The sequence below is a fragment of the Streptomyces sp. SS1-1 genome (assembly GCF_008973465.1).
Lineage (GTDB): Bacteria > Actinomycetota > Actinomycetes > Streptomycetales > Streptomycetaceae > Streptomyces.
Window position 1 is genome coordinate 1,742,225 of the sequence record NZ_WBXN01000004.1, and the last position, 20,458, is coordinate 1,762,682.

At 74.5% G+C, this 20,458-nt stretch carries 19 protein-coding genes; 7 read left to right on the forward strand and 12 right to left on the reverse strand.

Annotated elements, in window-relative coordinates; translation table 11 throughout:
- The first annotated feature begins 186 nt into the window (after positions 1 to 186).
- Entirely contained in the window at positions 187 to 2,049 is a 1,863-nt protein-coding gene (locus F8R89_RS09145; RefSeq protein WP_225994622.1) for an ABC transporter ATP-binding protein, read from the forward strand.
- Positions 2,050 to 2,072: 23 nt separating this feature from the next.
- On the opposite strand, the gene F8R89_RS09150 is transcribed toward F8R89_RS09145, so the two are convergent.
- From F8R89_RS09150 to F8R89_RS09170, 5 genes are all read right to left on the reverse strand, one after another.
- The gene (locus F8R89_RS09150; RefSeq protein ID WP_151783498.1) at positions 2,073 to 2,258 is read right to left on the reverse strand and encodes a hypothetical protein; all 186 of its coding nucleotides are present in this window, start codon (positions 2,256 to 2,258) and stop codon (positions 2,073 to 2,075) included.
- 153 nt (positions 2,259 to 2,411) lie between these two features.
- On the reverse strand, positions 2,412 to 3,101 hold the full coding sequence (locus tag F8R89_RS09155; RefSeq protein ID WP_151783499.1) for a DUF899 domain-containing protein: 690 nt from the start codon (positions 3,099 to 3,101) through the stop codon (positions 2,412 to 2,414).
- 96 nt (positions 3,102 to 3,197) lie between these two features.
- The gene (locus tag F8R89_RS09160; protein ID WP_151783500.1) at positions 3,198 to 4,550 is read right to left on the reverse strand and encodes an amidohydrolase; all 1,353 of its coding nucleotides are present in this window, start codon (positions 4,548 to 4,550) and stop codon (positions 3,198 to 3,200) included.
- A 46-nt stretch (positions 4,551 to 4,596) separates the two neighbouring features.
- On the reverse strand, positions 4,597 to 6,501 hold the full coding sequence (locus tag F8R89_RS09165; protein ID WP_225994352.1) for an FUSC family protein: 1,905 nt from the start codon (positions 6,499 to 6,501) through the stop codon (positions 4,597 to 4,599).
- A gap of 147 nt (positions 6,502 to 6,648) precedes the next feature.
- Complete coding sequence (locus tag F8R89_RS09170) at positions 6,649 to 7,410, reverse strand: nucleotidyltransferase domain-containing protein (protein ID WP_151783502.1); 762 nt, start codon at positions 7,408 to 7,410, stop codon at positions 6,649 to 6,651.
- Between the two features lie 158 nt (positions 7,411 to 7,568).
- Between F8R89_RS09170 and F8R89_RS09175 the strand changes: the two genes are divergently transcribed.
- The gene (locus F8R89_RS09175; protein WP_151783503.1) at positions 7,569 to 7,985 is read left to right on the forward strand and encodes a RidA family protein; all 417 of its coding nucleotides are present in this window, start codon (positions 7,569 to 7,571) and stop codon (positions 7,983 to 7,985) included.
- Entirely contained in the window at positions 7,982 to 8,440 is a 459-nt protein-coding gene (locus tag F8R89_RS09180) for a GNAT family N-acetyltransferase (RefSeq protein ID WP_151783504.1), read from the forward strand. Before F8R89_RS09175 ends, F8R89_RS09180 begins: the two co-directional genes overlap by 4 nt.
- A gap of 9 nt (positions 8,441 to 8,449) precedes the next feature.
- On the opposite strand, the gene F8R89_RS09185 is transcribed toward F8R89_RS09180, so the two are convergent.
- Positions 8,450 to 9,139, reverse strand: coding sequence for a uracil-DNA glycosylase (locus F8R89_RS09185; protein ID WP_151783505.1), 690 nt, complete (start codon positions 9,137 to 9,139; stop codon positions 8,450 to 8,452).
- A gap of 78 nt (positions 9,140 to 9,217) precedes the next feature.
- Here F8R89_RS09185 and F8R89_RS09190 point away from each other — a divergent pair, with 78 nt between their 5' ends.
- On the forward strand, positions 9,218 to 9,763 hold the full coding sequence (locus tag F8R89_RS09190) for an RNA-binding S4 domain-containing protein (protein WP_151783506.1): 546 nt from the start codon (positions 9,218 to 9,220) through the stop codon (positions 9,761 to 9,763).
- 20 nt (positions 9,764 to 9,783) lie between these two features.
- Here the strand turns inward: F8R89_RS09190 and F8R89_RS09195 are convergent, their stop codons facing one another.
- Entirely contained in the window at positions 9,784 to 10,221 is a 438-nt protein-coding gene (locus F8R89_RS09195) for a DoxX family protein (protein WP_151783507.1), read from the reverse strand.
- A 135-nt stretch (positions 10,222 to 10,356) separates the two neighbouring features.
- Between F8R89_RS09195 and F8R89_RS09200 the strand changes: the two genes are divergently transcribed.
- Complete coding sequence (locus tag F8R89_RS09200) at positions 10,357 to 10,695, forward strand: DUF6343 family protein (RefSeq protein ID WP_151783508.1); 339 nt, start codon at positions 10,357 to 10,359, stop codon at positions 10,693 to 10,695.
- A 9-nt stretch (positions 10,696 to 10,704) separates the two neighbouring features.
- On the opposite strand, the gene F8R89_RS09205 is transcribed toward F8R89_RS09200, so the two are convergent.
- From F8R89_RS09205 to rpsA, 4 genes are all read right to left on the reverse strand, one after another.
- Positions 10,705 to 11,085, reverse strand: a complete 381-nt coding sequence (locus F8R89_RS09205; RefSeq protein ID WP_151783509.1) for a tetratricopeptide repeat protein — start codon at positions 11,083 to 11,085, stop codon at positions 10,705 to 10,707.
- An 86-nt stretch (positions 11,086 to 11,171) separates the two neighbouring features.
- A complete protein-coding gene (gene coaE / locus F8R89_RS09210) occupies positions 11,172 to 11,777 on the reverse strand; it encodes a dephospho-CoA kinase (protein WP_151783510.1) in 606 nt (201 codons plus the stop codon).
- 30 nt (positions 11,778 to 11,807) lie between these two features.
- Entirely contained in the window at positions 11,808 to 12,746 is a 939-nt protein-coding gene (locus F8R89_RS09215) for a PAC2 family protein (RefSeq protein WP_151783511.1), read from the reverse strand.
- A 192-nt stretch (positions 12,747 to 12,938) separates the two neighbouring features.
- On the reverse strand, positions 12,939 to 14,432 hold the full coding sequence (gene rpsA, locus F8R89_RS09220) for a 30S ribosomal protein S1 (protein WP_055621525.1): 1,494 nt from the start codon (positions 14,430 to 14,432) through the stop codon (positions 12,939 to 12,941).
- Between the two features lie 402 nt (positions 14,433 to 14,834).
- Between rpsA and F8R89_RS09230 the strand changes: the two genes are divergently transcribed.
- Both F8R89_RS09230 and hrpB read left to right on the forward strand, forming a co-directional pair.
- Positions 14,835 to 15,683: a class I SAM-dependent methyltransferase gene (locus F8R89_RS09230; RefSeq protein WP_192806349.1), complete on the forward strand. Its 849-nt coding sequence runs from the start codon at positions 14,835 to 14,837 to the stop codon at positions 15,681 to 15,683.
- 49 nt (positions 15,684 to 15,732) lie between these two features.
- Positions 15,733 to 18,213: an ATP-dependent helicase HrpB gene (hrpB, locus tag F8R89_RS09235; protein ID WP_151783513.1), complete on the forward strand. Its 2,481-nt coding sequence runs from the start codon at positions 15,733 to 15,735 to the stop codon at positions 18,211 to 18,213.
- Between the two features lie 228 nt (positions 18,214 to 18,441).
- On the opposite strand, the gene F8R89_RS09245 is transcribed toward hrpB, so the two are convergent.
- Entirely contained in the window at positions 18,442 to 20,193 is a 1,752-nt protein-coding gene (locus F8R89_RS09245) for a lytic transglycosylase domain-containing protein (protein WP_151783514.1), read from the reverse strand.
- Between the last annotated feature and the right edge of the window lie 265 nt (positions 20,194 to 20,458).

Below are 20,458 nucleotides of genomic sequence, written 5' to 3' on the forward strand. Positions count from 1 at the left end.
CGCGCATCCGCCCGCCCGGCCCGCGCCCTCCCGCCGGGCACCCGCGCCCCGCCATAGTGGGCGCTCGGTCGCCGCGGGTCCGGGGGAGGGCGTGAGGTGGGGAAGAAGCACGGGAACGACAACACCGGGGACACCGGGGTGTCGGAGTCGGAGCGGCTGCTGTTCGGCGGACCGCTGCGCTACGACATGGGGTGGAACCAGCACCGCGACGCCTTCCTGGAGCTGAGTCTGCGGGCCATGGTGCGGCGGCTGCCCTCCCTGCTGGCCACCAGCTTCCGGCTGGCCTGGCAGGCCGACCGGCGGGCCGCCCGGACCGTACTGGTCGCGGAGGTCGCGCGGGGCCTCGCCCAGGCCGTCGCGCTGCTGGCCGTGAACAGCGTGCTGGGACGGCTCATCGGCGGCGGGGCCATCGACGAGCGGCTGCGGGACGCCGCTCCCGCGCTCGTCGTCATGGCCGCCGTCATGGTCGTCTCGACCCTGCTGCGCGCCGCCTCCACGTACGCCACCGGGCGGCTGGAGCCCAAGGTGGAGCGGGTCGCGATCGAGCTGTACCTGGAGCGGGCGGCGGCCGTGGAGCTGGCCGCGATCGAGGACCACGCCTTCCACAAGCTGCTGGACACCGCGCAGTACGGGGCCTCGTCCGCCCGCCGCATGATCGCGTACAGCACCCGGGTGGTGAACGCGGCCATCTCGCTGATCGCCGCCGCCGGTGTCCTCACCGTGCTGCACCCGGCGCTGCTGCCGCTCCTCGCCACCATGACGCTGCCCAGCGCCTGGAGCGCCCTGACCAACGCCCGGCGCCGCTACGAGTCCTTCCACACCTGGGTGCAGCACGCCCGCGCCGGCCAGCTGATCAGCGCGCTGCTGACCGAGCCGGCCGCCGCGCCGGAGATCCGCGTCCACGGCGTGGCGCCGTTCCTGCTGCGGCACTACCGGGCGATGTCCGAGACCGCCGAGGCGGAGCAGGCGCGCCTCGCCCGGCTGGCGGCGCGCACCGGGCTCTTCGCGGCGGCCTGGACGGGGCTCGCGACCGTCGCGACGTACGCGACGCTCGGCTGGCTGCTGCTCGCCGGGGCCATGGCGCTCTCGGTGGCCGGTACGGCGGTCATCGCGATCCGCACCGGTTCGTCGAGCCTGGACAGCCTCGTCCTGGAGGTCAACGCGCTGCACGAGGAGGCCCTCTTCGTCGGCGATCTCCAGCGGCTGTACGCGGAGGCCGCCGAGCGGGCGATCCCGGAGGGCGGGGAGCCGCTGCCCGAGGACCCGCGGGAGGTCCGCTTCGAGCACGTCACCTTCTCCTACCCGGGCGAGTCGTCCCGCCCCGCCCTGGACGACGTCACGCTCACCCTGCCGCTCGGCCGGATCGTCGCGCTCGTCGGCGAGAACGGCTCGGGCAAGACGACGCTGGTCAAGCTGCTCGCGGGGCTCTACACCCCGGACCGGGGCCGCATCCTGTGGGACGACGTCGACGCGTCGGCCGCCGACCGGCACCAGCTCGCCGAGCGCATCGCGATGGTGGCGCAGGACTTCAAGCGCTGGCCGTTCACCGCCCGCGTCAACGTGGCCGTCGGCCGCTCGTCCGCGCCGCTGACCGAGGAGCGGCTGGACACCTCGATCGCCCAGGCCGGGGCGCAGGACGTGGTGGCGGATCTGCCGCGCGGCCTGGACACCCTGCTGGCGCGGCACTTCAGCGGCGGTCACGAGCTGTCCGGCGGCCAGTGGCAGCGGCTCGGGATCGCCCGGGCCGCCTACCGGCGCGGACGCATCCTCATCGTGGACGAGCCGACCGCCGCCCTGGACGCCCGGGCGGAGCTGGAGGTCTTCGAGAAGATCCGCGCCCTGGCCTCGGCCGGCCAGACCGTCGTCCTGATCACCCACCGGCTGGCGTCCGTCCGCCACGCCGATCTGGTGCACGTCCTCGACCAGGGCCGGCTCGTGGAGTCCGGCACCCCGGAGCAGCTGCTGGCCACCGGTGGCCTGTACGCGGAGCTGTACGCGCTGCAGGCGGACCAGTTCACGGCCCGGGTGCCCGCGCCGGAGCCGCGCTGACCCGGTGCCCGGCCGGCCGCCGTTCAGGCCGTGGCGTCCACCGGCGCGTCACCGCGCACGATCACGAGGAAGGCGTCCGTGGCCAGGTCCATCACGACCTCGGCCGGCAGGCCCTCCATGCGCCGCGCGTGCGCGAACTCCTCGGCCGGCCACGATCCGCGCGGCCCGCCCGCGGGAAAGCGTTCGAGCACCGTCCGCCCGTTCACCATCCTGCACCTCCAGTGGCGTCGTACGTGTAGGAGTTAACGCCAGGGGGGTGCGGATCGCCTCGGCCGGTGACGGTACTGAGACGTACTTGACACCCGTTCACCGCTGTCCGTGAACGGGTGGGCACGGTGCATCATCCGGGGCGACGGTCCGTGTCAGTCGTCGTACTCGTCGTGATAGCGGACGGGCTTGCCGCCCGCGGGCGCCCCGAAGGCGGACGCGCGCCCGAAGGGCTCCTCCCACTCCTCCTGCCGGCCCAGCGCGGTGAGGTCCAGGAACCCGGTGGTGGAGCCGAGCCCGTCGAGACCGCGCTCGTACGTCGAGTAGGTGTGGAAGACGCGGTCCCGGTCCCGCAGGAAGCAGCTCAGGCCGGGCCGCTCCACCAGCTCGCCGTCACGTTCGAGGGTCGCCTCGAAGTCGTGGTTGAAGCCGGTGCCGCAGGACGAGTACCAGGGGACCGCCCAGCCCATCCGCGCCTTGAACGGCAGGATGCGGGTCAGCGGCGCCCGGGAGACGGCGGCGAAGGTCGTGCCGCGCGCGTGCAGATGCGCGAGCTGGCCGATCTCGTCGAGGAACGCCGAGCAGCTGCGGCAGCCCGCGTCCCACTCGGGCGCGAACATGAAGTGGTACACGACGAGCTGGTGCCGGCCCTCGAAGAGATCGAGCAGGGCGGCCTTGCCGTCGCCGCCCTCGAACACGTACTCCTCGGTGATCTCGACCATGGGCAGGGCGCGCCGCTCGGCGTTGAGCGCGTCCCGCGCGCGGGTCGCCGCCTTCTCCTTGACCAGCAGTTCCTCGCGTGCCGCGCGCCACTGCTCACGCGAAACGATCTCCGGAAGCGACATCGGCGCCCCTTCTGTGCAACGGTCCGTCCGCAGGGGTGACCGCGGCCGTCGCCGGAACTCATCGCCGCGCCGTGAAATTTCTCGGCGGGGCCTCTGCTAAGGGCTGTACTCCTGGACGCGCCGGCCGTGCCCTCGGTCCAGGAGGGCGGGCAGCCGCTCCCCCAACTCCCTCACGGTGGACGGCACGTCGATCGTCAGAAGCTCGCGGTCGCGCATCAGGATCCGGCCGTCCACGATCGTGGTGCGCACGTCGGAGGAGCGGGCGCTGTGGACGAGGGTGGCGGCCAGGTCGTGCACGGGCTGGGTGTGCGGGCCGCTGATGTCGACCAGCACGATGTCGGCGCGGCGGCCCGGGGCGATGCTGCCGAGGCTGTCGCCGAGGCCGACGGCCCGCGCGCTCTGCAGGGTGGCGTGGTGCAGGGCCTGACGGGCGGTCAGCCAGCGCGGGTCGCCGGTCGTGGACTTCTGCACGAGGGCGGTCAGCGCCATCGACTCCCACACGTCGAGGGAGTTGTTGGACGCGGCGCCGTCGGTGGCGAGCCCGACGGGGACGCCGATCTCGCGCAGCGCCCGGACCGGTGTCGTGGTGGGCCAGCCGAACTTGAGGTAGCCGCGCGGCGCGGTGGCGACGGCGACCCGGCCGCCGGCGTCGCGGAGCGCGGGCAGGTCCTCGTCGAGGATGCCGGTGCCGTGCGCGATGAGGACGTCGGTGTCGAGGAGGCCGGTGCGCCGGAGCACCTCGACGGGGGTGACGCCGTGCCGGGCCAGGCTGGTGGTGGTCTGGTCGCGGTTCTCGGCGGCGTGCAGATGGACGGGCAGGCCGTGTTCGCGGGCGAGGGCGGCGGTGGCCGCGAGGTCGGCGTCGTCCACGGTGTAGGGGGCGTGCGGGGCGAGGGCGGTGGTGATCCGGCCGCCCGCGCCCCCGCGGTGCGTCAGCGCGAACTCCAGCGATCTCTCCCGTCCCCGGGGCCCCTGCGAGGAGAAGAACGCCTCGCCGAGGTGGGCCCTGATCCCGCACTCCTCGACGACGGCGGCGACGGCGTCCATGGAGAAGTAGTGGTCGGCGAAGCAGGTGACCCCGGCCCGGATCATCTCGGCGCAGGCCAGCCGTGCCCCCAACTCGACGTCCCGTGCGGTGAGGTTGGACTCCACGGGCCAGACGACGTCGTTGAACCAGGCGTCGGTCGGCAGGTCCTCGGCGACCCCGCGCAGGGCGGCCATCGGGGCGTGGGTGTGGCAGTTGATCAGTCCGGGCAGGGCGATCTGCCCCTGCGCGTCGATGCGTTCGCGGGCCGGCACCCCGCCGGCCTCCGCCCCGCTGACGACCGCCTCGACGACCCCGTCGCGCACGATGACGGAGGCGTCCTCGGCGAAGCCGATCTCCTCCCGCTCGTCGTGTGTGAGCACCGTGCACCGGGTGATGACGAGATCGGCGGGAGGAGGCGTCATGGTGTCACGGTACGGCTCCGCGGTGCCCCGCGTGGCCGTTGTGGCGTCAGCCGGCGAGGGCGGACACGGCGGCGGCCTCCGGGACGCGCAGCCCGGTGCGGTGGCGTTCCCCGGCGAGCGCGTCGAGGAGTTCGGTGAGGCGTGCGGTGTGCCGGGGCGTGAGCCCGCCGGTGTCGTCGAGGTGCACGGCGCACGCGGTGGTGGCGTCGACGAGCTGTTCGAGGGTGGTGACGATCCGGTCGGCGCCCTGCGCGTGCCGGGCGAGCGCGGGCAGTTCGGCGGCGGCGAGCGCGACGGCGGCCCGCGCCTCGGCGAGCGTCCGGTACGCCTCGCGGCGCAACGTCCAGCGCACGGCCCGCGGTTCACGGACGTCCCCGTCCGCGCGGGTGCCGGACTCGTCCAGCACATGGGCGAGGTAGGCGGAGACGGCGTCCCCGGCCGCGGTGAGCCGGGCCCGTACTCCCCCGCCCCGCTGCCCGGGCACCGGCAGATGGCCGGCGACGAGCACGATCGCGCACGCCAGCAGGGTCTCCCCGATCCGCCCGACGGACGCCTGCGGTTCGCCGCCCACCATGACCAGGGCGAGCACGAGGACGGTGACGACGGCGGTCTGGGCGGCGAAGTGCCGGGTGGCCACGGGGATGAGGGCGCCGCTGACCGCCACGAGCGCGACGAGCCCCTCGGGCCGGGGCAGTACGGCCGCGAGGCCGGCGAAGACCAGCGCGCCGAGGACCGTCCCGGCCGCCCGGCACAGCACGCGGGAGACGAGCGGCCCGAGGTCGGGCTTGACGAGGAAGACGGCGGTGGCCGGCAGCCAGTACCAGTGGGTGTGCGGCCCGTACGAGCGGGCGTGGTGCAGCGCCTGGGCGATGCCCGCGCCGGCGCCGAAGCAGAGCGCGACGCGCAGCCCGTACTCCCGTCCCCCGGCCCCGAGCACGGCCCGGACCCGGTTGCGCACGGTACGGCGGCGGGCGTGCAGGTTCCGGTTCTCCCGGCCCCGGTCGAACGCCTCGGCGGCGTGCAGCAGCGCGTCGTCGAGGGCGCGCAGGGCGGGCGCCGACCGGGAGGGCGCGGGCAGCGGCCCGGTGTGGGTGCCGCCGCGCACGGCGGCGGCGAGCCGCCGGGGCCCTTCGGCGGCCCGGGCGGGCACGGCCTCCCCGGCCCAGGCGAGCGCGGTCGCCGCCTCGGCGAGCGGCAGGGCGGCGGCGTACTGGGCGTGCAGCCGCCGCTCGGCGGACGAGGACGCGTACCGCCGCAGCCGGGGCCCGGTCAGGGCGTCCTGGGCGTGGTCGAGGGCGGCGGTCAGGGCGGCCCGGCGCGCGGTGGCCCCTTCGGTGCCGGCGGCGTCCAGCAGGGCGGCGACCGCGTCGTACACGCCGGCGACGGCGGCCCGCTCCCCGTCGAACCGGAAGTCGCCCGCGAGGGAACCCGGCGTGGGCAGCGCCAGCCGCAGCGCGAGGAGCCAGGCCGCGCCGGCGAGGAACGCCAGCGCCCGCTGTCCCGCGCTCTCGGGCAGCGGCATCCCGGCGCCGACGGCCGTGGCGACGAGCACCTGGGTGCCGGCGGCGGAGGCGACGGGCCCGGTCGCGCAGACCCCGCCGGCGACGAGCCCGAGCACGGTGAGCACCAGGGTGAGCGGTACGGCCCCCAGGTGGTCCCCGGCGTACGTCCCGCCGAACACCCCGGCCGCCCCCGCCAGCGCGGGCGCCCCGATCCGGTGCACGGACGAACGGCGGCTGCCGGGACGGTCGTTGATCCCGGCGAGCATGGCGGCGATGGCGGCGACGACCCCGAGGGTGGCCCGGCCGGCGAGCACCGCCGCGAGCAGGAGGGGCCCGGCGGACAGCGCGCCCCGGACGACCGCGCTCCACGGCACCGGGCCCCGCTGGGCGCGCAGGGCGTGGGCGAGCCAAGGGGGAAGCGGACGGGCCGGGCGCGCGGGGCGGGTCACGGGGCTCCTGTCGGGCGAGGGCGGAGGTGCCTTCGGGCGACGGTGGCCGGGCTGTGGACTGTGCGCTCCACGGTACCGCCGGGACATGTGTCCACGGGCACGGTGGTGTTTCGGCCGTGTGACGGTGTGCGGGGGGGGGCCGGCGGGTCAGAGCGAGGCGAACAGGGTCTCCGCCTCGGTGACGGCCCGCAGCAGCGCCTCCGGTGCGGGCTCCAGTCCCGCGAGGACGGCGTCCACCGTCCGCAGTCCGGCCCGCTCCAGCAGCCGCTTCTCGTTGGTGACCCACTCCCCGCGCTCCGCCAGCACGGCGTGCCCGGTCTGTACGGCCGCCGTGGCGACGGCGCCCGCGACCTCCGTGAGCCGGCCGGCCGGGGCGTGGTGCGCCCGGGCGTAGCCGAGGGTGGCGCGGGCGGTGCCGTGCCAGCGCTCGCTCGCGGTGCGCCGCAGCTCCGGCGGATAGCCGTCCGGGCGCGGCAGTTCACCGCGCAGCACGCGGTTGACCGCCAGCTCGGCGACCACGAGATAGCTGGGGATGCCCGCGAGGTGGAACAGCAGCGGCTCCACCCGGAACCGTCCCCGTTCCGCATCCGCCAGTTCCCGCTCGACGACGTCGAGGTCGCGGTAGTGCACGTCGACCCGCCGTCCGTCGACGGTCAGCCACGCTCCCCCGTTGAAGACGCCGCCGCCCCAGCCGCCGACGTCCGACACCTCGCCCTCCCAGCCGGCCGCGCGCAGGTCGTCCGGGTCGAAAGGGCCCCGGTAGTAGACGGCCAGGTCCCAGTCGCTGTCCGGGCGGTGGGTGCCCTGCGCCCGGGAGCCGCCGAGCGCGACGGCCAGGACGGTGGGGAGGGCGGCCAGGCGGCCGGCGAGGGTGTCGAGGAAGACGGTGTCGTCGGGGGCGGTGGCCATGGCCGGAAGCGTACGGAGGCGCGCGGCGCGTCGCCACGGAGAATCGGGGGCGGGCGGACCGGCGGAAATTCGGATGCGCGCGGGCCCCCGGGTGCGCATGATCGGCGGGTTGGGCACCTCACGGCCCAGGACGTCTCAGCATCCCAGGAGCAGCCTTCATGATCCGGCGCGTCACCTCTCCCGCCCTCTTCCCACCGCCCACGTACTCCCATGCCTCCGTCGTGGAGGCGGGCACGCGGATCGCGTTCCTCGCCGGGGCCGTGCCGCTGGACGCGGAGGGCCGGCTGGTCGGCGAGGGCGATCCCGTGCGGCAGGCCGAGCAGGTCGTGGCCAATCTGGAGGAGCAGTTGCGGTCCGTGGGCAGCGACCTGGCGCATGTGCTGTCGACCGACGTGTATGTGGTGAGTGCGGACACCGCGGTGCTCTCCGCCGTGTGGGAGGTCGTCGAGGCGTCCGGGCTGAGCGCGGGGCCGCACGCGTCGACGCTGCTCGGGGTGGCCTGCCTCGGCTACTCGGGCCAGCTCGTGGAGATCACGGCCACGGCGGCCGTTCCGGAGCCTGAGGGACGGTCGTGAGCGCCGTCGCCCTGCGCCGGGCCACCGCGTCCGACGCGCGGGCCGTCGCCGACGTGTGGCTGCGGTCGTTCACGGCCGCTCTGCCGTCCGTGGTGCGGCCGCACTCCGACGACGAGGTGCGGGCGTGGTTCGGCGAGGTCGTGCTGCCGTCGCAGGAGACATGGGTCGCCGACAGCGAGGGACGGGTCGTCGGGCTGATGGTCCTCGACGGCGACCAGCTCGCCCAGCTGTACCTGGACCCGGAGTGGCGGGGCCGGGGGGTGGGCGACCGGTTCGTGGACCTCGCCAAGCGGCGCTGCCCGGACGGGCTGAGCCTGTGGACCTTCCAGGTCAACGGTCCCGCCCACCGCTTCTACGCCCGGCACGGCTTCGTCGCCGCCGAGACCACCGACGGCAGCGGCAACGAGGAGCGCGAGCCGGACGTGCGGTACGTCTGGCGGCCGGGTCCCCGCTGAGAGGGCGTCTCACGTGGGCAGGCCCGCCGCCCCGGCGGCCGTCGTCAGCACCTCGCGCAGCATGGCGGGGGTGAGCCGGCCGGTGAAGGTGTTGCGCTGGCTCACGTGGAAGCAGCCGAAGACGTCGAGCCCGTCGAGCGCGACATGGGTGCCGTGCGCGAAGGCGGGCCGGGGCCGGGGCACGGTCCAGCCGGCCTCCCGCAGCGCGGGCAGCGTCGCCTGCCAGCCGAAGGCGCCGAGAACGACGAGGGCGCGCAGGGTGGGCCGCAGCAGTCCCAGTTCCTGTACGAGCCACGCCCGGCAGGTCTCCCGTTCGCCGGGGGTGGGCCGGTTGGCGGGCGGGGCGCAGTGCACGGGGGCGGTGACGCGGACGCCGTACAGCTCCAGGCCGTCGTCGGCGGCGACCGAGGTGGGCTGCGAGGCCAGGCCCACGTCGTACAGGGCCTGGTAGAGCACGTCCCCGGAGCGGTCGCCGGTGAACATCCGGCCGGTGCGGTTGCCGCCGTGCGCCGCCGGGGCGAGCCCGACGATCAGCAGCCGGGCGTCGGACGGGCCGAAGCCGGGCACCGGGCGGCCCCAGTAGGTCTGGCCGGCGAAGGCGGCACGCTTGGTACGGGCCACCTCCTCGCGCCAGTCGACCAGCCGCGGGCAGGCCCGGCAGCCGGTGATCCGCCGGTCGAGATCAGCGAGCGCGTCCACCCCTCCACCGTACGGCCGCCGGGTGGGAGCGCCGGGAGGACACCGTCACCGGCCGGGCGCGGGGACTAAGGTCGAGGCATGCCTTCCGAGGACACCGACATCGAGGAGACGGCCGGACCGGACGCCGCCGGGGCGCCCGCCGGCGCCGAGGCCGACGGCCCGGAGACCGACGACCCGAAGATCGCCGCCGCCGTGGCCGCGGCCGAGGCCGCCGTGCCGGGGAACGGCGAGCCCGTGCGGATCGACAGCTGGATCTGGGCCGTACGGCTGGTGAAGACCCGCTCGACGGGCGCCACCGCCTGCAAGGGCGGCCATGTGCGCGTGAACGGCCAGAACGTGAAGCCGTCGCATCTGCTGCGCGTCGGTGACGAGGTCCGGCTGCGGCAGGAGCACCGGGAGCGGGTCGTCGTCGTCAAGCGGCTCATCCGCAAGCGGGTCGGCGCTCCCGTCGCGGCCCAGTGCTACGTCGACAACTCGCCGCCCCCGCCGCCGCGCGAGGCCGTCGCCCCGGCCGGTGTCCGGGACCGGGGCGCGGGCCGCCCGACCAAGCGGGACCGCCGGGAGCTGGAGCGGCTGCGCGGCCTGATGGGCGGCCCCGGCGGCCCGGGGCAGCGCGGACGGTGACGTCCTGACCGCCGGGGCCCTCAGGCGTCCCGGCGGGCCAGCCGCCGAAGCTCGGTGAGGGAGCCGCGCCGCGCCCAGGCGATCAGCGCCAGCGGCACGACGAGGATGAGCGGGGTCGCCGCGTTCTGCCCGCCCAGCGCGGTCACCGAGACGATGAACGCCCCCACCATGAGCGCGCTCAGCGCGATCGCCGCGACCGACTGGAGCACGGGGATCAACAGGGCGACGGCACCGGCCAGTTCGAGCACGCCGATGGCGTACATCCCGGTGCTCCCCCAGCCGAGCCGGTCGAAGGTCTCCGCGGCCGACGGGTGTGCGATCAGCTTCGGCAGCGCGCTCGCGACCGCGTAGAAGAGGGCGAGCACGATCTGCAGGCCGCGTAGGGCGATCCGGGCGCCACGCCCTCGCGGAGTCGCGGACCGGGCGAGGACGGTGCGGGAGGCGGTGGTCTCGGACATGGGTCTCTCCTGGGGTCTGCGGTCCGTGGTGTGCGATCACGGAGGTAGACCGGGCGCCGCCCGGGAACTCATCGGCCGCGGCGGGCCGACCCTGGGTACCCGGGTGGGAGGGATGCTGGAGGAGAGGTGGTTCCGATGCGTTCGGGAAGCGAGCCGACGACCGCGCGCAGCCCGCTGCGGATCCGCTTCTGGCTGTGCGTGTGGGGCGTGGCCTGGGCCGCCTTCGGCACCGTCGCGTTCGCGATCGCCGGACGCCCCGGCTGGGCCGTGGCCTGCGGGGTGCTGTGGCTGGTGATCACGATCGACATGATCATGGTGGTCCGGCACATCCGGCAGGGCCCGCACTACCAGCCCGGCCGCGACGTTCCGCCGTACGCGCCCCACGAGGAACCGGCCCGGCCGCCCGCCCGGCCCCACGGACCCGGCCCCCGCGACCCGCACGGCCCGCCTCCCCCGCGCCACGAGGAGCCGTAGACACGCGCCTCAGTCGTCGAACCGGGCCGCCTTCAGGAACTCGGGGTTCGGGTCGAGGGCCGCCGCCAGCCGGAAGTGACGCGTGGCCTGGTCGCGGCGGCCCTGGCGTTCATAGGTGCGGGCCAGCGCGAAGTGCGCGAACGCGTTGTCCGGCTCGCGCTCCAGGACGATGGTGAACTCCAGCTCGGCGGGGCGCAGCTGGGCCGCGGCGAAGAACGCCCGCGCGCGCAGCAGCCGGGCCGCCGTGTTCTCCGGGTGCGCGGCGATGACGCCGTCGAGCAGCTTGACCGCGCCGCGCGGGTCGCGCGCGGCGAGCAGGTGCTCGGCGGCGCGGAAGTCGATGACATGGGTCTCCGGAGTACGTCCGGTGGAACCACTGATCTCGGGCACGGCAGAGTCCTTCCCTCGCTGAGAGGGTTCAACGCCCGGACGGCAAGCCCCTATTCCGGTCGCCTCTTCCGGTCGGCGCCGCTCGCTCAGGCCGTCGCGTGAGCCCGGCGCACGAGCTCCTCCCACACGTCCTTCACGCGCCGCCGCAGCTCCTCCAGCGGTACGTCGTTGTCGATGACGATGTCCGCGATCGCCCGGCGCTGCTCGCGCGTGGCCTGCGCGGCCATCCGGGCGCGGGCGTCCTCCTCGGTCATGCCGCGCAGCCGCGTCAGCCGGTCCAGCTGAGTGTCGGGGCCGGCGTCCACGACGATCACGAGGTCGTACAGCGGGGCGAGGCCGTTCTCGGTGAGGAGGGGCACGTCGTGCACGACGACGGCGTCGCCGGCGGCGGCCTCCTCCAGCTCGCGGGAACGCGCCCCGACGAGCGGGTGCACGATCGAGTTGAGCACGGCCAGCCGCTCGGGGTCGGCGAAGACGATGGCGCCCAGCCTGGGCCGGTCCAGGCTGCCGTCCGCGGCGAGGACGTCCTCGCCGAACGCCTCGACGACGGCGGCCAGCCCCGGGGTCCCGGGGGCGACGACCTCACGGGCGATCCGGTCCGCGTCGATCAGGACGGCCCCGTGCTCCACGAGCAGCCGGGACACCTCGCTCTTGCCGGCACCGATACCGCCGGTCAGGCCCACCTTCAACATGCCCGCAACCCTAGACGCCCCCGCGGCCCGTCAGCCGTCGCCCTCCCGCTCGGCCAGGAAACGCTCGAACTCGCGGCCGATCTCGTCGGCGGAGGGGATGTCCACCGGTTCGGCGAGCATGTTGCCGCGGGTCTCGGCGCCCGCGACCGCGTCGTACTGGTGCTCGAGGCCCTCGACGAGGTTGGTCAGCTCCTCGTCGCCCTCGCGGATCTGGCGGTCGATCTCGTTCTGGGTGCGGTGGGCGTCCGTGCGCAGCGCGTGCGCGACGCCCGGCAGGACCAGCCCGGTGGCCGCGGTGACCGCCTCCAGGACGGTGAGCGCGGCGTCGGGGTACGGCGAGCGGGCGATGTAGTGCGGGACGTGTGCGGCGACCCCGAGCACGTCGTGTCCGGCCTCCATAAGCCGGTACTCGACCAGCGACTCGGCGCTGCCGGGCACCTGGGCCTCCTCGAAGGGGCTGGTGTGGCCGGGGACCAGGTCGGTGCGGTTGCCGTGCGGGGTGAGGCCGACGGGACGGGTGTGCGGGACGCCCATGGGGATGCCGTGGAAGTTCACCGACAGCCGTACGCCGAGCCGTTCGACGATCTCCTTCACGGCGGCCGCGAACCGCTCCCACTCGACGTCCGGCTCAGGGCCGGACAGCAGCAGGAACGGGGCGCCGGTGGCGTCCTGGACGAGCCGCACCTCGATGGCGGGCACCTCGTACCCGGCCCAGCGGTCGCGCCGGAACGTCAGCAGGGGGCGGCGGGCCCGGTAGTCCACGAGCCGGTCGTGGTCGAAGCGGGCGACGAGCTGGTGGGGCAGGGAGTCCAGGACGCGCTCGACGATCTGGTCGCCGGTCTCCCCCGCGTCGATGTAGCCGTCGAAGTGGTAGAGCATGACAAGGCCGGCCGACTCCTGGGCGAGCGCCATGTCGACGACGGCCAGGCCCTTCGGCTCCCACGTGTACAAACCCTGCGGATCAAGCACAGTGACCGCTCCTCCTCGTGTCCGTATGTGACAACGCCCCTACGGGCGGCGGCATTCCCCGGACGGAGGAGTTCTTGATCGTTTCGTGCCCGGCCGGTGACCGGGAAGGGCCGGAGGTGTCCGGGAACGGCCGAAGGGCCGCACCTCGGAAGGTACGGCCCCTCGGTCAAGGGCTAGGTCGGCCGGCGAGCGTCAGCTCTGGCCGCCCGCCAGCTTCTCGCGCAGAGCGGCGAGCGCCTCGTCCGAGGCCAGCGCGCCGCTGTTGTCGGCACCCTCGGAGGAGTACGAACCGCCACCGGACGCGGCCGGAGCGGCGGCCTCGCCACCCTCGGCAGCGGCCTTCTCGTCCGCCTCGCGGGACTTGATGACCTGCGCCTGGTGCTGCTCGAAGCGCTGCTGCGCCTCGGCGTACTGGCGCTCCCACTCCTCGCGCTGCTTCTCGTAGCCCTCGAGCCAGTCGTTGGTCTCGGGGTCGAAGCCCTCGGGGTAGATGTAGTTGCCCTGGTCGTCGTACGACGCGGCCATGCCGTACAGGGTCGGGTCGAACTCGACCGAGGCCGGGTCGGCACCGAAGGACTCGTTGGCCTGCTTCAGCGAGAGGCTGATGCGACGGCGCTCGAGGTCGATGTCGATGACCTTGACGAAGATCTCGTCGTTGACCTGGACGACCTGCTCCGGGATCTCCACGTGGCGCTCGGCCAGCTCGGAGATGTGGACCAGACCCTCGATGCCCTCGTCCACGCGGACGAACGCACCGAACGGAACCAGCTTCGTGACCTTGCCGGGCACGACCTGGCCGATCTGGTGGGTGCGGGCGAACTGCTGCCACGGGTCTTCCTGCGTCGCCTTCAGCGACAGGGAGACACGCTCGCGGTCCATGTCGACGTCGAGGACCTCGACGGTGACTTCCTGACCGACCTCGACGACCTCGGACGGGTGGTCGATGTGCTTCCAGGACAGCTCGGAGACGTGGACCAGACCGTCGACGCCACCCAGGTCCACGAAGGCACCGAAGTTGACGATCGAGGAGACGACGCCGGAACGGACCTGACCCTTCTGGAGGGTGGTGAGGAACGTCTGGCGGACCTCGGACTGGGTCTGCTCCAGCCAGGCACGGCGGGACAGGACCACGTTGTTGCGGTTCTTGTCCAGCTCGATGATCTTGGCCTCGAGCTCCTTGCCCACGTAGGGCTGGAGGTCGCGAACGCGGCGCATCTCGACCAGGGAGGCCGGGAGGAAGCCACGGAGGCCGATGTCGAGGATGAGACCACCCTTGACGACCTCGATGACGGTACCGGTGACGATCCCGTCCTCTTCCTTGATCTTCTCGATGGTGCCCCAGGCACGCTCGTACTGGGCGCGCTTCTTCGAGAGGATCAGGCGGCCTTCCTTGTCCTCCTTCTGAAGGACGAGGGCCTCGATCTCGTCACCGACGGCGACGACCTCGTTGGGGTCGACGTCGTGCTTGATGGAGAGCTCGCGGCTCGGGATAACGCCTTCGGTCTTGTAACCGATGTCGAGCAGGACCTCGTCCCGGTCGACCTTCACGATGACGCCGTCGACGATGTCGCCGTCGTTGAAGTACTTGATCGTCTCGTCGATCGCGGCGAGGAAGGCTTCCTCGTTACCGATGTCGTTGACCGCTACCTGCGGGGTGGTGGCGGTGGTCTCGGTGCTGCTCGTCATGTGGGAAAGGGCTCCGGTACGGACATTGAGTCGTAGGTACTGCTACGCCGGGAGCCCGTATCGCTCTGATGAAGCCGGACAGCCAAGGAAGCGCCACACAGGAAAACCCTATGGCGCCTCGACAACCGAGGGGACATACAACAGATGCGAGCGCAGCCTGCTACGTCTGAGGTGCGCAGGCCCGCAGCGCAACTTGTAGCATACGGGGGCAGCCGGGCAGGGTCAATGCGCGAAGCCGCACACCCGGGGCGGATCGCCGCATACCCGGCACGAAACCTGTCTCCACAGGCCACGCGCCTGGGAAACACCCCTCGCGTGACAGCGCCGGGAGGGGCCGCGCCATTCAGGTGACGGAAGAGTACGACGAGGGAGCCGATCATCCAAGAGCCCGTATCGCCCGACATTCCGTCCGGCGCCTCCTCCCCCGCGGCGCAGGAAGCCCTGGAGGCCCAGGAGGTCCAGGAGCCCGAGGCGACCCGGCGCGCGGCCGGCACCGCGGAGAGCTCCCGGGCCAACCGGGGCTGGTGGGACCGCAACGCCGACGAGTACCAGATCGAGCACGGCACCTTCCTCGGCGACGACCGCTTCGTCTGGGGACCCGAGGGCCTGGACGAGGTGGAGGCCGAGCTGCTCGGCCCGCCCGAGGCACTGAGGAACAAGGACGTCCTGGAGATCGGGGCCGGCGCGGCGCAGTGCTCACGCTGGCTGGCCGCGCAGGGCGCCCGCCCGGTCGCCCTGGACATCTCCCACCGGCAGCTCCAGCACGCGCTGCGCATCGGGAGCGCCTTCCCGCTGGTGTGCGCCGACGCCGGGGCGCTGCCCTTCGCCGACGGCTCCTTCGACCTGGCGTGCTCGGCCTACGGGGCGCTGCCGTTCGTCGCGGACCCGGTGCAGGTGCTGCGGGAGCTGCGGCGGGTGCTGCGGCCCGGCGGCCGGTTCGTGTTCTCGGTGACCCACCCCATCCGCTGGGCGTTCCCGGACGAGCCCGGCCCGGAGGGTCTGTCGGTCTCGGCCTCCTACTTCGACCGCACCCCGTACGTGGAGCAGGACGAGGAGGGGCGCGCGGTCTACGTCGAGCACCACCGCACGATCGGCGACCGGGTGCGGGACGTGGTGGCGGCCGGGTTCCGGCTGGTGGACCTGGTGGAGCCGGAGTGGCCGGCCTGGAACAGCTCGGAGTGGGGTGGCTGGTCGCCACTGCGCGGCAGCCTGATCCCGGGCACGGCGATCTTCGTGTGCGAGCGGGACTGACGCGGACGCCCGCGGCGGGGCCGGCCGCGGGTCGTACGACACTGGGGGCGTGATCCGCTACGACGCCCTGGACGCGCTGCCGGTGCGCGGCGCCCTGCCCGCCCTGACCGGCGCTCTCGACGGGCCCGGCACCGCGGTGCTGGTCGCCCCGCCCGGCACCGGCAAGACGACGCTGGTGCCGCTCGCCCTCGCGGGCCTGCTCGGCGCGGGGCCGGGGCGGCGGGTCGTGGTCGCCGAGCCGCGCCGGATCGCCGCGCGGGCCGCCGCCCGGCGGATGGCGTGGCTGCTGGGCGAGCGGCCCGGTGAGAGCGTCGGGCACACCGTGCGCGGGGAGCGCGTCGTCGGTCCCCGTACCCGGGTGGAGGTCGTGACGACCGGGGTGCTGCTGCAGCGGCTCCAGCGCGATCCGGAGCTGGCGGGTGTGGATGTGGTGGTGCTCGACGAGTGCCACGAGCGGCATCTGGACGCGGACACGGCGGCGGCCTTCCTGTGGGACGTCCGCGAGACGCTGCGCCCGGAGCTGCGGCTGGTGGCCGCGTCGGCGACGACGGACGCGGACGGCTGGGCGCGGCTGCTGGGCGGAGCGCCGGTCGTCGTGGCGGAGGGCGCCGCGTATCCGGTGGAGACGGTGTGGGCGCCGCCCACGCGTCCGGTGCGACCGCCGCACGGGACGCGGGTCGATCCGGCGCTGCTCGCGCACGTGGCCTCGGTGGTGCGGCGGGCGCTGGCCGAGCGGCCGGGCGACGTGCTGTGTTTCCTGCCGGGGGTCGGGGAGATCGCGCGGGTCGCCGGGCAACTGGGCGATCTCGGGGACGTCGAGGTGCTGCAGGTGCACGGGCGGGCGCCGGCCGCCGTGCAGGACGCGGTGCTGTCGGGGGGCGACCGGCGCAGGGTGGTGCTGGCGACGTCGGTGGCGGAGTCCTCCCTGACGGTCCCGGGGGTGCGGGTCGTCGTCGACTCCGGGCTGGCGCGCGAGCCCCGCGTCGATCACGCGCGCGGGCTGAGCGCGCTGACGACAGTACGGGCCTCGCAGGCGGCCGGACGGCAGCGCGCGGGCCGCGCCGGGCGGGAAGCGCCGGGGACGGTGTACCGCTGCTGGGCCGAGGCGGAGGACGCGCGGCTGCCCCGTTTCCCGGCGCCGGAGATCAAGGTGGCCGATCTGACGGCGTTCGCGCTGCAGGCGGCGTGCTGGGGCGACCCGGACGCGGCCGGGCTGGCCCTGCTCGACGCGCCCCCGGCCGGGGCGATGGCGGCGGCGCGCAGCGTACTGACGGCCGTCGGGGCCGTGGACGCCGACGGGCGGGCGACGGACCGGGGCGCCTCCCTGGCCCGGCTCGGGCTGCATCCCCGGCTGGGCCGGGCCCTGCTGGACGGGCCCGTGGGGGCCGCCGAGGTGGTGGCGCTGCTCAGCGAGGAACCCCCGCGGGAGTACGGCGACGACCTCGCGGCGGCACTGCGGACGGCCCGGCGCGGCGGCGACGCCTACGCGGGGCGCTGGCGGGCGGAGGTGCGGCGGCTGCGGGCGGGCGCCGGGACCCGCGGCGGAGCGGACGCCCCGGACGACCGGACGGTGGGGCTCGTCGCCGCGCTGGCGTTCCCCGAGCGGGTCGCGAAGGCGGACGGCGGGACCTATCTGATGGCGTCGGGCACGCGCGCGGAGCTCGCCGAGGGCAGCCCGCTGCGGGGCGCCCCGTGGATCGCGGTGGCGGTCGCGGACCGGCCGGTGGGCCGCGGGCACGCGCGCGTGCGGCTCGCCGCCGCGGTGGACGAGGACACGGCCCGGTCGGCGGCGGCCTCCCTGTACCGGGAGGGCGAGGAGGTGCACTGGGCCGACGGCGATGTCGTGGCCCGGCGCGTCGAGCGGCTGGGCGCGATCGAGCTGGCGGAACGCCCGCTGCCGGGCGCGGACCCCGCTCTGGTCCGGGCGGCGTTGCTCGACGGGCTGCGGCGGGAGGGGTTCGGGCTGCTGCGCTGGTCCCCGGACGCCGTGGTGCTGCGGCAGCGGCTGGCGTTCCTGCGGCTGCACCGGGGCGACCCGTGGCCGGACGTGTCCGACGAGGCGCTGCACGCGCGCGTGGACGAGTGGCTGGAGCCCGAGCTGGGCCGGGCGCGGCGGCGGGCGGACCTGGGGCGGATCGACGCCGGGCAGGCGCTGGCGCGGCTGCTGCCGTGGGCCACGGGCGAGGCGGGGCGGCTGGACGAGCTGGCCCCGGAGCGGGTCACCGTGCCCAGCGGCTCCCGGATCCGCGTCGACTACGGCGATCCGGAACGGCCCGTGCTGGCCGTCAAGCTGCAGGAGATGTTCGGGCTGGACACGTCCCCGGCGGTGGCCGGGGTGCCGCTCCTGGTCCATCTGCTCTCCCCCGCCGGGCGCCCGGCGGCCGTCACCGCAGATCTGGCCTCGTTCTGGCGGGACGGCTACCGGGGTGTCCGGGCGGAGCTGCGCGGCCGCTATCCGAAGCATCCGTGGCCGGAGGACCCGGCGTCCGCCGAACCGACCCGGCACACCAACGCGCGGCTCAGGCGGTGACGGGTTCGTCCCGGCGTCCCGCGCCGCCCCCGGGCCGCCGGGGCGGCGACCGCGTGACTCCAGCCAGAGCGCCAGGGCGAGGAGCGGCACGCCGAGGACGGGCAGGCCTCACGGCAGGTACGACGTCATCGGCAGCACCAGGGTGCGGTTGCTCTTGACCAGGGCGACGGTGTGCGCAGGCCGAAGGGGCGCCCGGCGGCTGGACGCCCCTCCTGTGTGCCGTACCGGTTAGGCGGACGGCGTGGCGCTCTCCGTGGGCTCCTCCGACGGGTCCGGCTCCGGCGACGTCTCGGCGGCGGCGACCTTCAGCTCGATGGTCAGGGTCGCGCCGCCCGCCGTGGCGATCCGCAGCAGGAAGGTGCCGGTGGTGTCGTCGGCGTACAGCTTCGGCAGTTCCAGCAGGCCCTTGTCGTCGGTCTTGAGACCGGTCAGGGTGCGGACCGGCTTGCCGTCGGCGTCCTTGAAGTAGGGGCCCTTGTCGTTCTCGTCGGGGTCGTCCTCCGCCTTGATCAGGGTGGCGGTGGCGGCGACCTTGTCCGCGACGGCTCCCTTGTAGGTGGCCTTCACCTCGACCCGCTCGGCGAACTCGCCGCCGGGCACGCAGGTCAGCGCGGTGTCGCCGGTGCGGGCCAGGGTGTCGGCGGCGCGCTCGGTGACGGTGGCCTTGTAGTCGAGGCCGGGGACGGTACGGCCGACGACGGTGGCCCGGACCGTGAACTCACCGGTGTCCTCGCCCGCCCGGAGCGCCGGGGCCACCGCCTTGCCGGAGCTGTCGGTGAGGACGGCGGCGTACTTCTCGCCGGTGCTGAAGGTGGCGTCGGTGTCACCGGTGATGGTGAAGCGGACGCGGACCCTGGCGACGGCCTTGCCGGACTCGGTCTCGGCGCGGGCGCTGATCTTCTCGGTGAAGGTGTCGCCCGCCATCGCGGTGAGCTTCGCGGTGCCGGCGTCCTCCAGGTGGTCCACCGTGTCGGTGGGGGTGGGCGTCGTGCTGGGCGGCGTGGTCGGACTGCTTCCGGAGCCGCCGCCGTCGCCCGGCCCGGACCCGCCGGGCTTCGACGGCGTCGTGGGCTGCGCCGGGGACGAGGGGCTTGCCGGTGCCGACGGCGAGGAGGGCACCGTGGGCGACGGCGTCGGGTGGGCGCCCGCCGCGTCGTCGCTGCGGTCGGACGGGAGGGTGCCGGTGCCGTCCGGGATCTCGTGGGTGCCCTTGCGGTAGTAGTCCAGCCACCTGCGGACGAGCTGGAGGTAGTCCTGGGAGTTGTTGTAGCTCAGGATGGCGCGGTCGAGGTCGCCGCCCTTGGACAGGTCCCAGCCGAAACGGCACAGGTAGTGGCCGGCGGCGAGGGCCGCGTCGTAGACGTTGTTGGGGTCCTTGCGGCCGTCGCCGTTGCCGTCACGACCGGCCCACTCCCAGGTGGAGGGGATGAACTGCATGGGACCGACGGCACGGTCGTACCGGCTGTCGCCGTCGTAGGCGCCGCCGTCGGTGTCGCTGATGTTCGCGAAGCCGGCGCCGTTCAGCTGCGGGCCGAGGATCTTGGACAGGGTGGTGCCGTTCGCGTCGACCCGGCCGCCGCGGGCCTGGCCCGACTCGACCTTGCCGATGGCGGCGAGCAGTTCCCAGGGCAGGTGGCAGCCCGGCTTGGACTCCTGCAGCGCGGCCGCGGCCTTCTTGTAGGCGTCGAGGACCGTGGCGGGTATGCCCGCCTCACCGGCCACCGGGGTCACCGTGGTGTCCGCCGAGGGGGCCGGGTTGGGGCTGTTGAGCGGCGGAAGGTCCGTGTAGTACGGCGAGTTGCCGGTCGCGCTGTCGGCGGCGGGGGCGTCCGGGGACGGCTGGGTGCCGGTGGTCATCTTTCTGCCGGCGCCGTCGGTCGTCACTCCCGGAGCCTGGGACGCGGCCAGTGCCGCGACCACGACCGCGGCGACCGTGGTGTTCACCGCCCCCTTGCGGAGCCTGCCGAATTCCGCCGCCATGTGGTGGACCCCTCCCGTGGACGCCCTGACGTCCGTGTCGGTCTGCCGGACCCGCCGTGCCGGGCCCGCCCCTGTAGTGACGATCGACCCGCCACGACAGTTGCCCTCGCGGCGAGAGTTACGTCGCCGTTCATCTGTTCGTACGCGGGTCCCGGCACTGTGACCCAGGCGACCCTACGACAACTTCCCTTGCGCGCACACCCGTTGCCGCCCGATATTTCCGGGTTGGCCACACGCCGTTCGCCGGGCGGGCCGTCCCGCATAC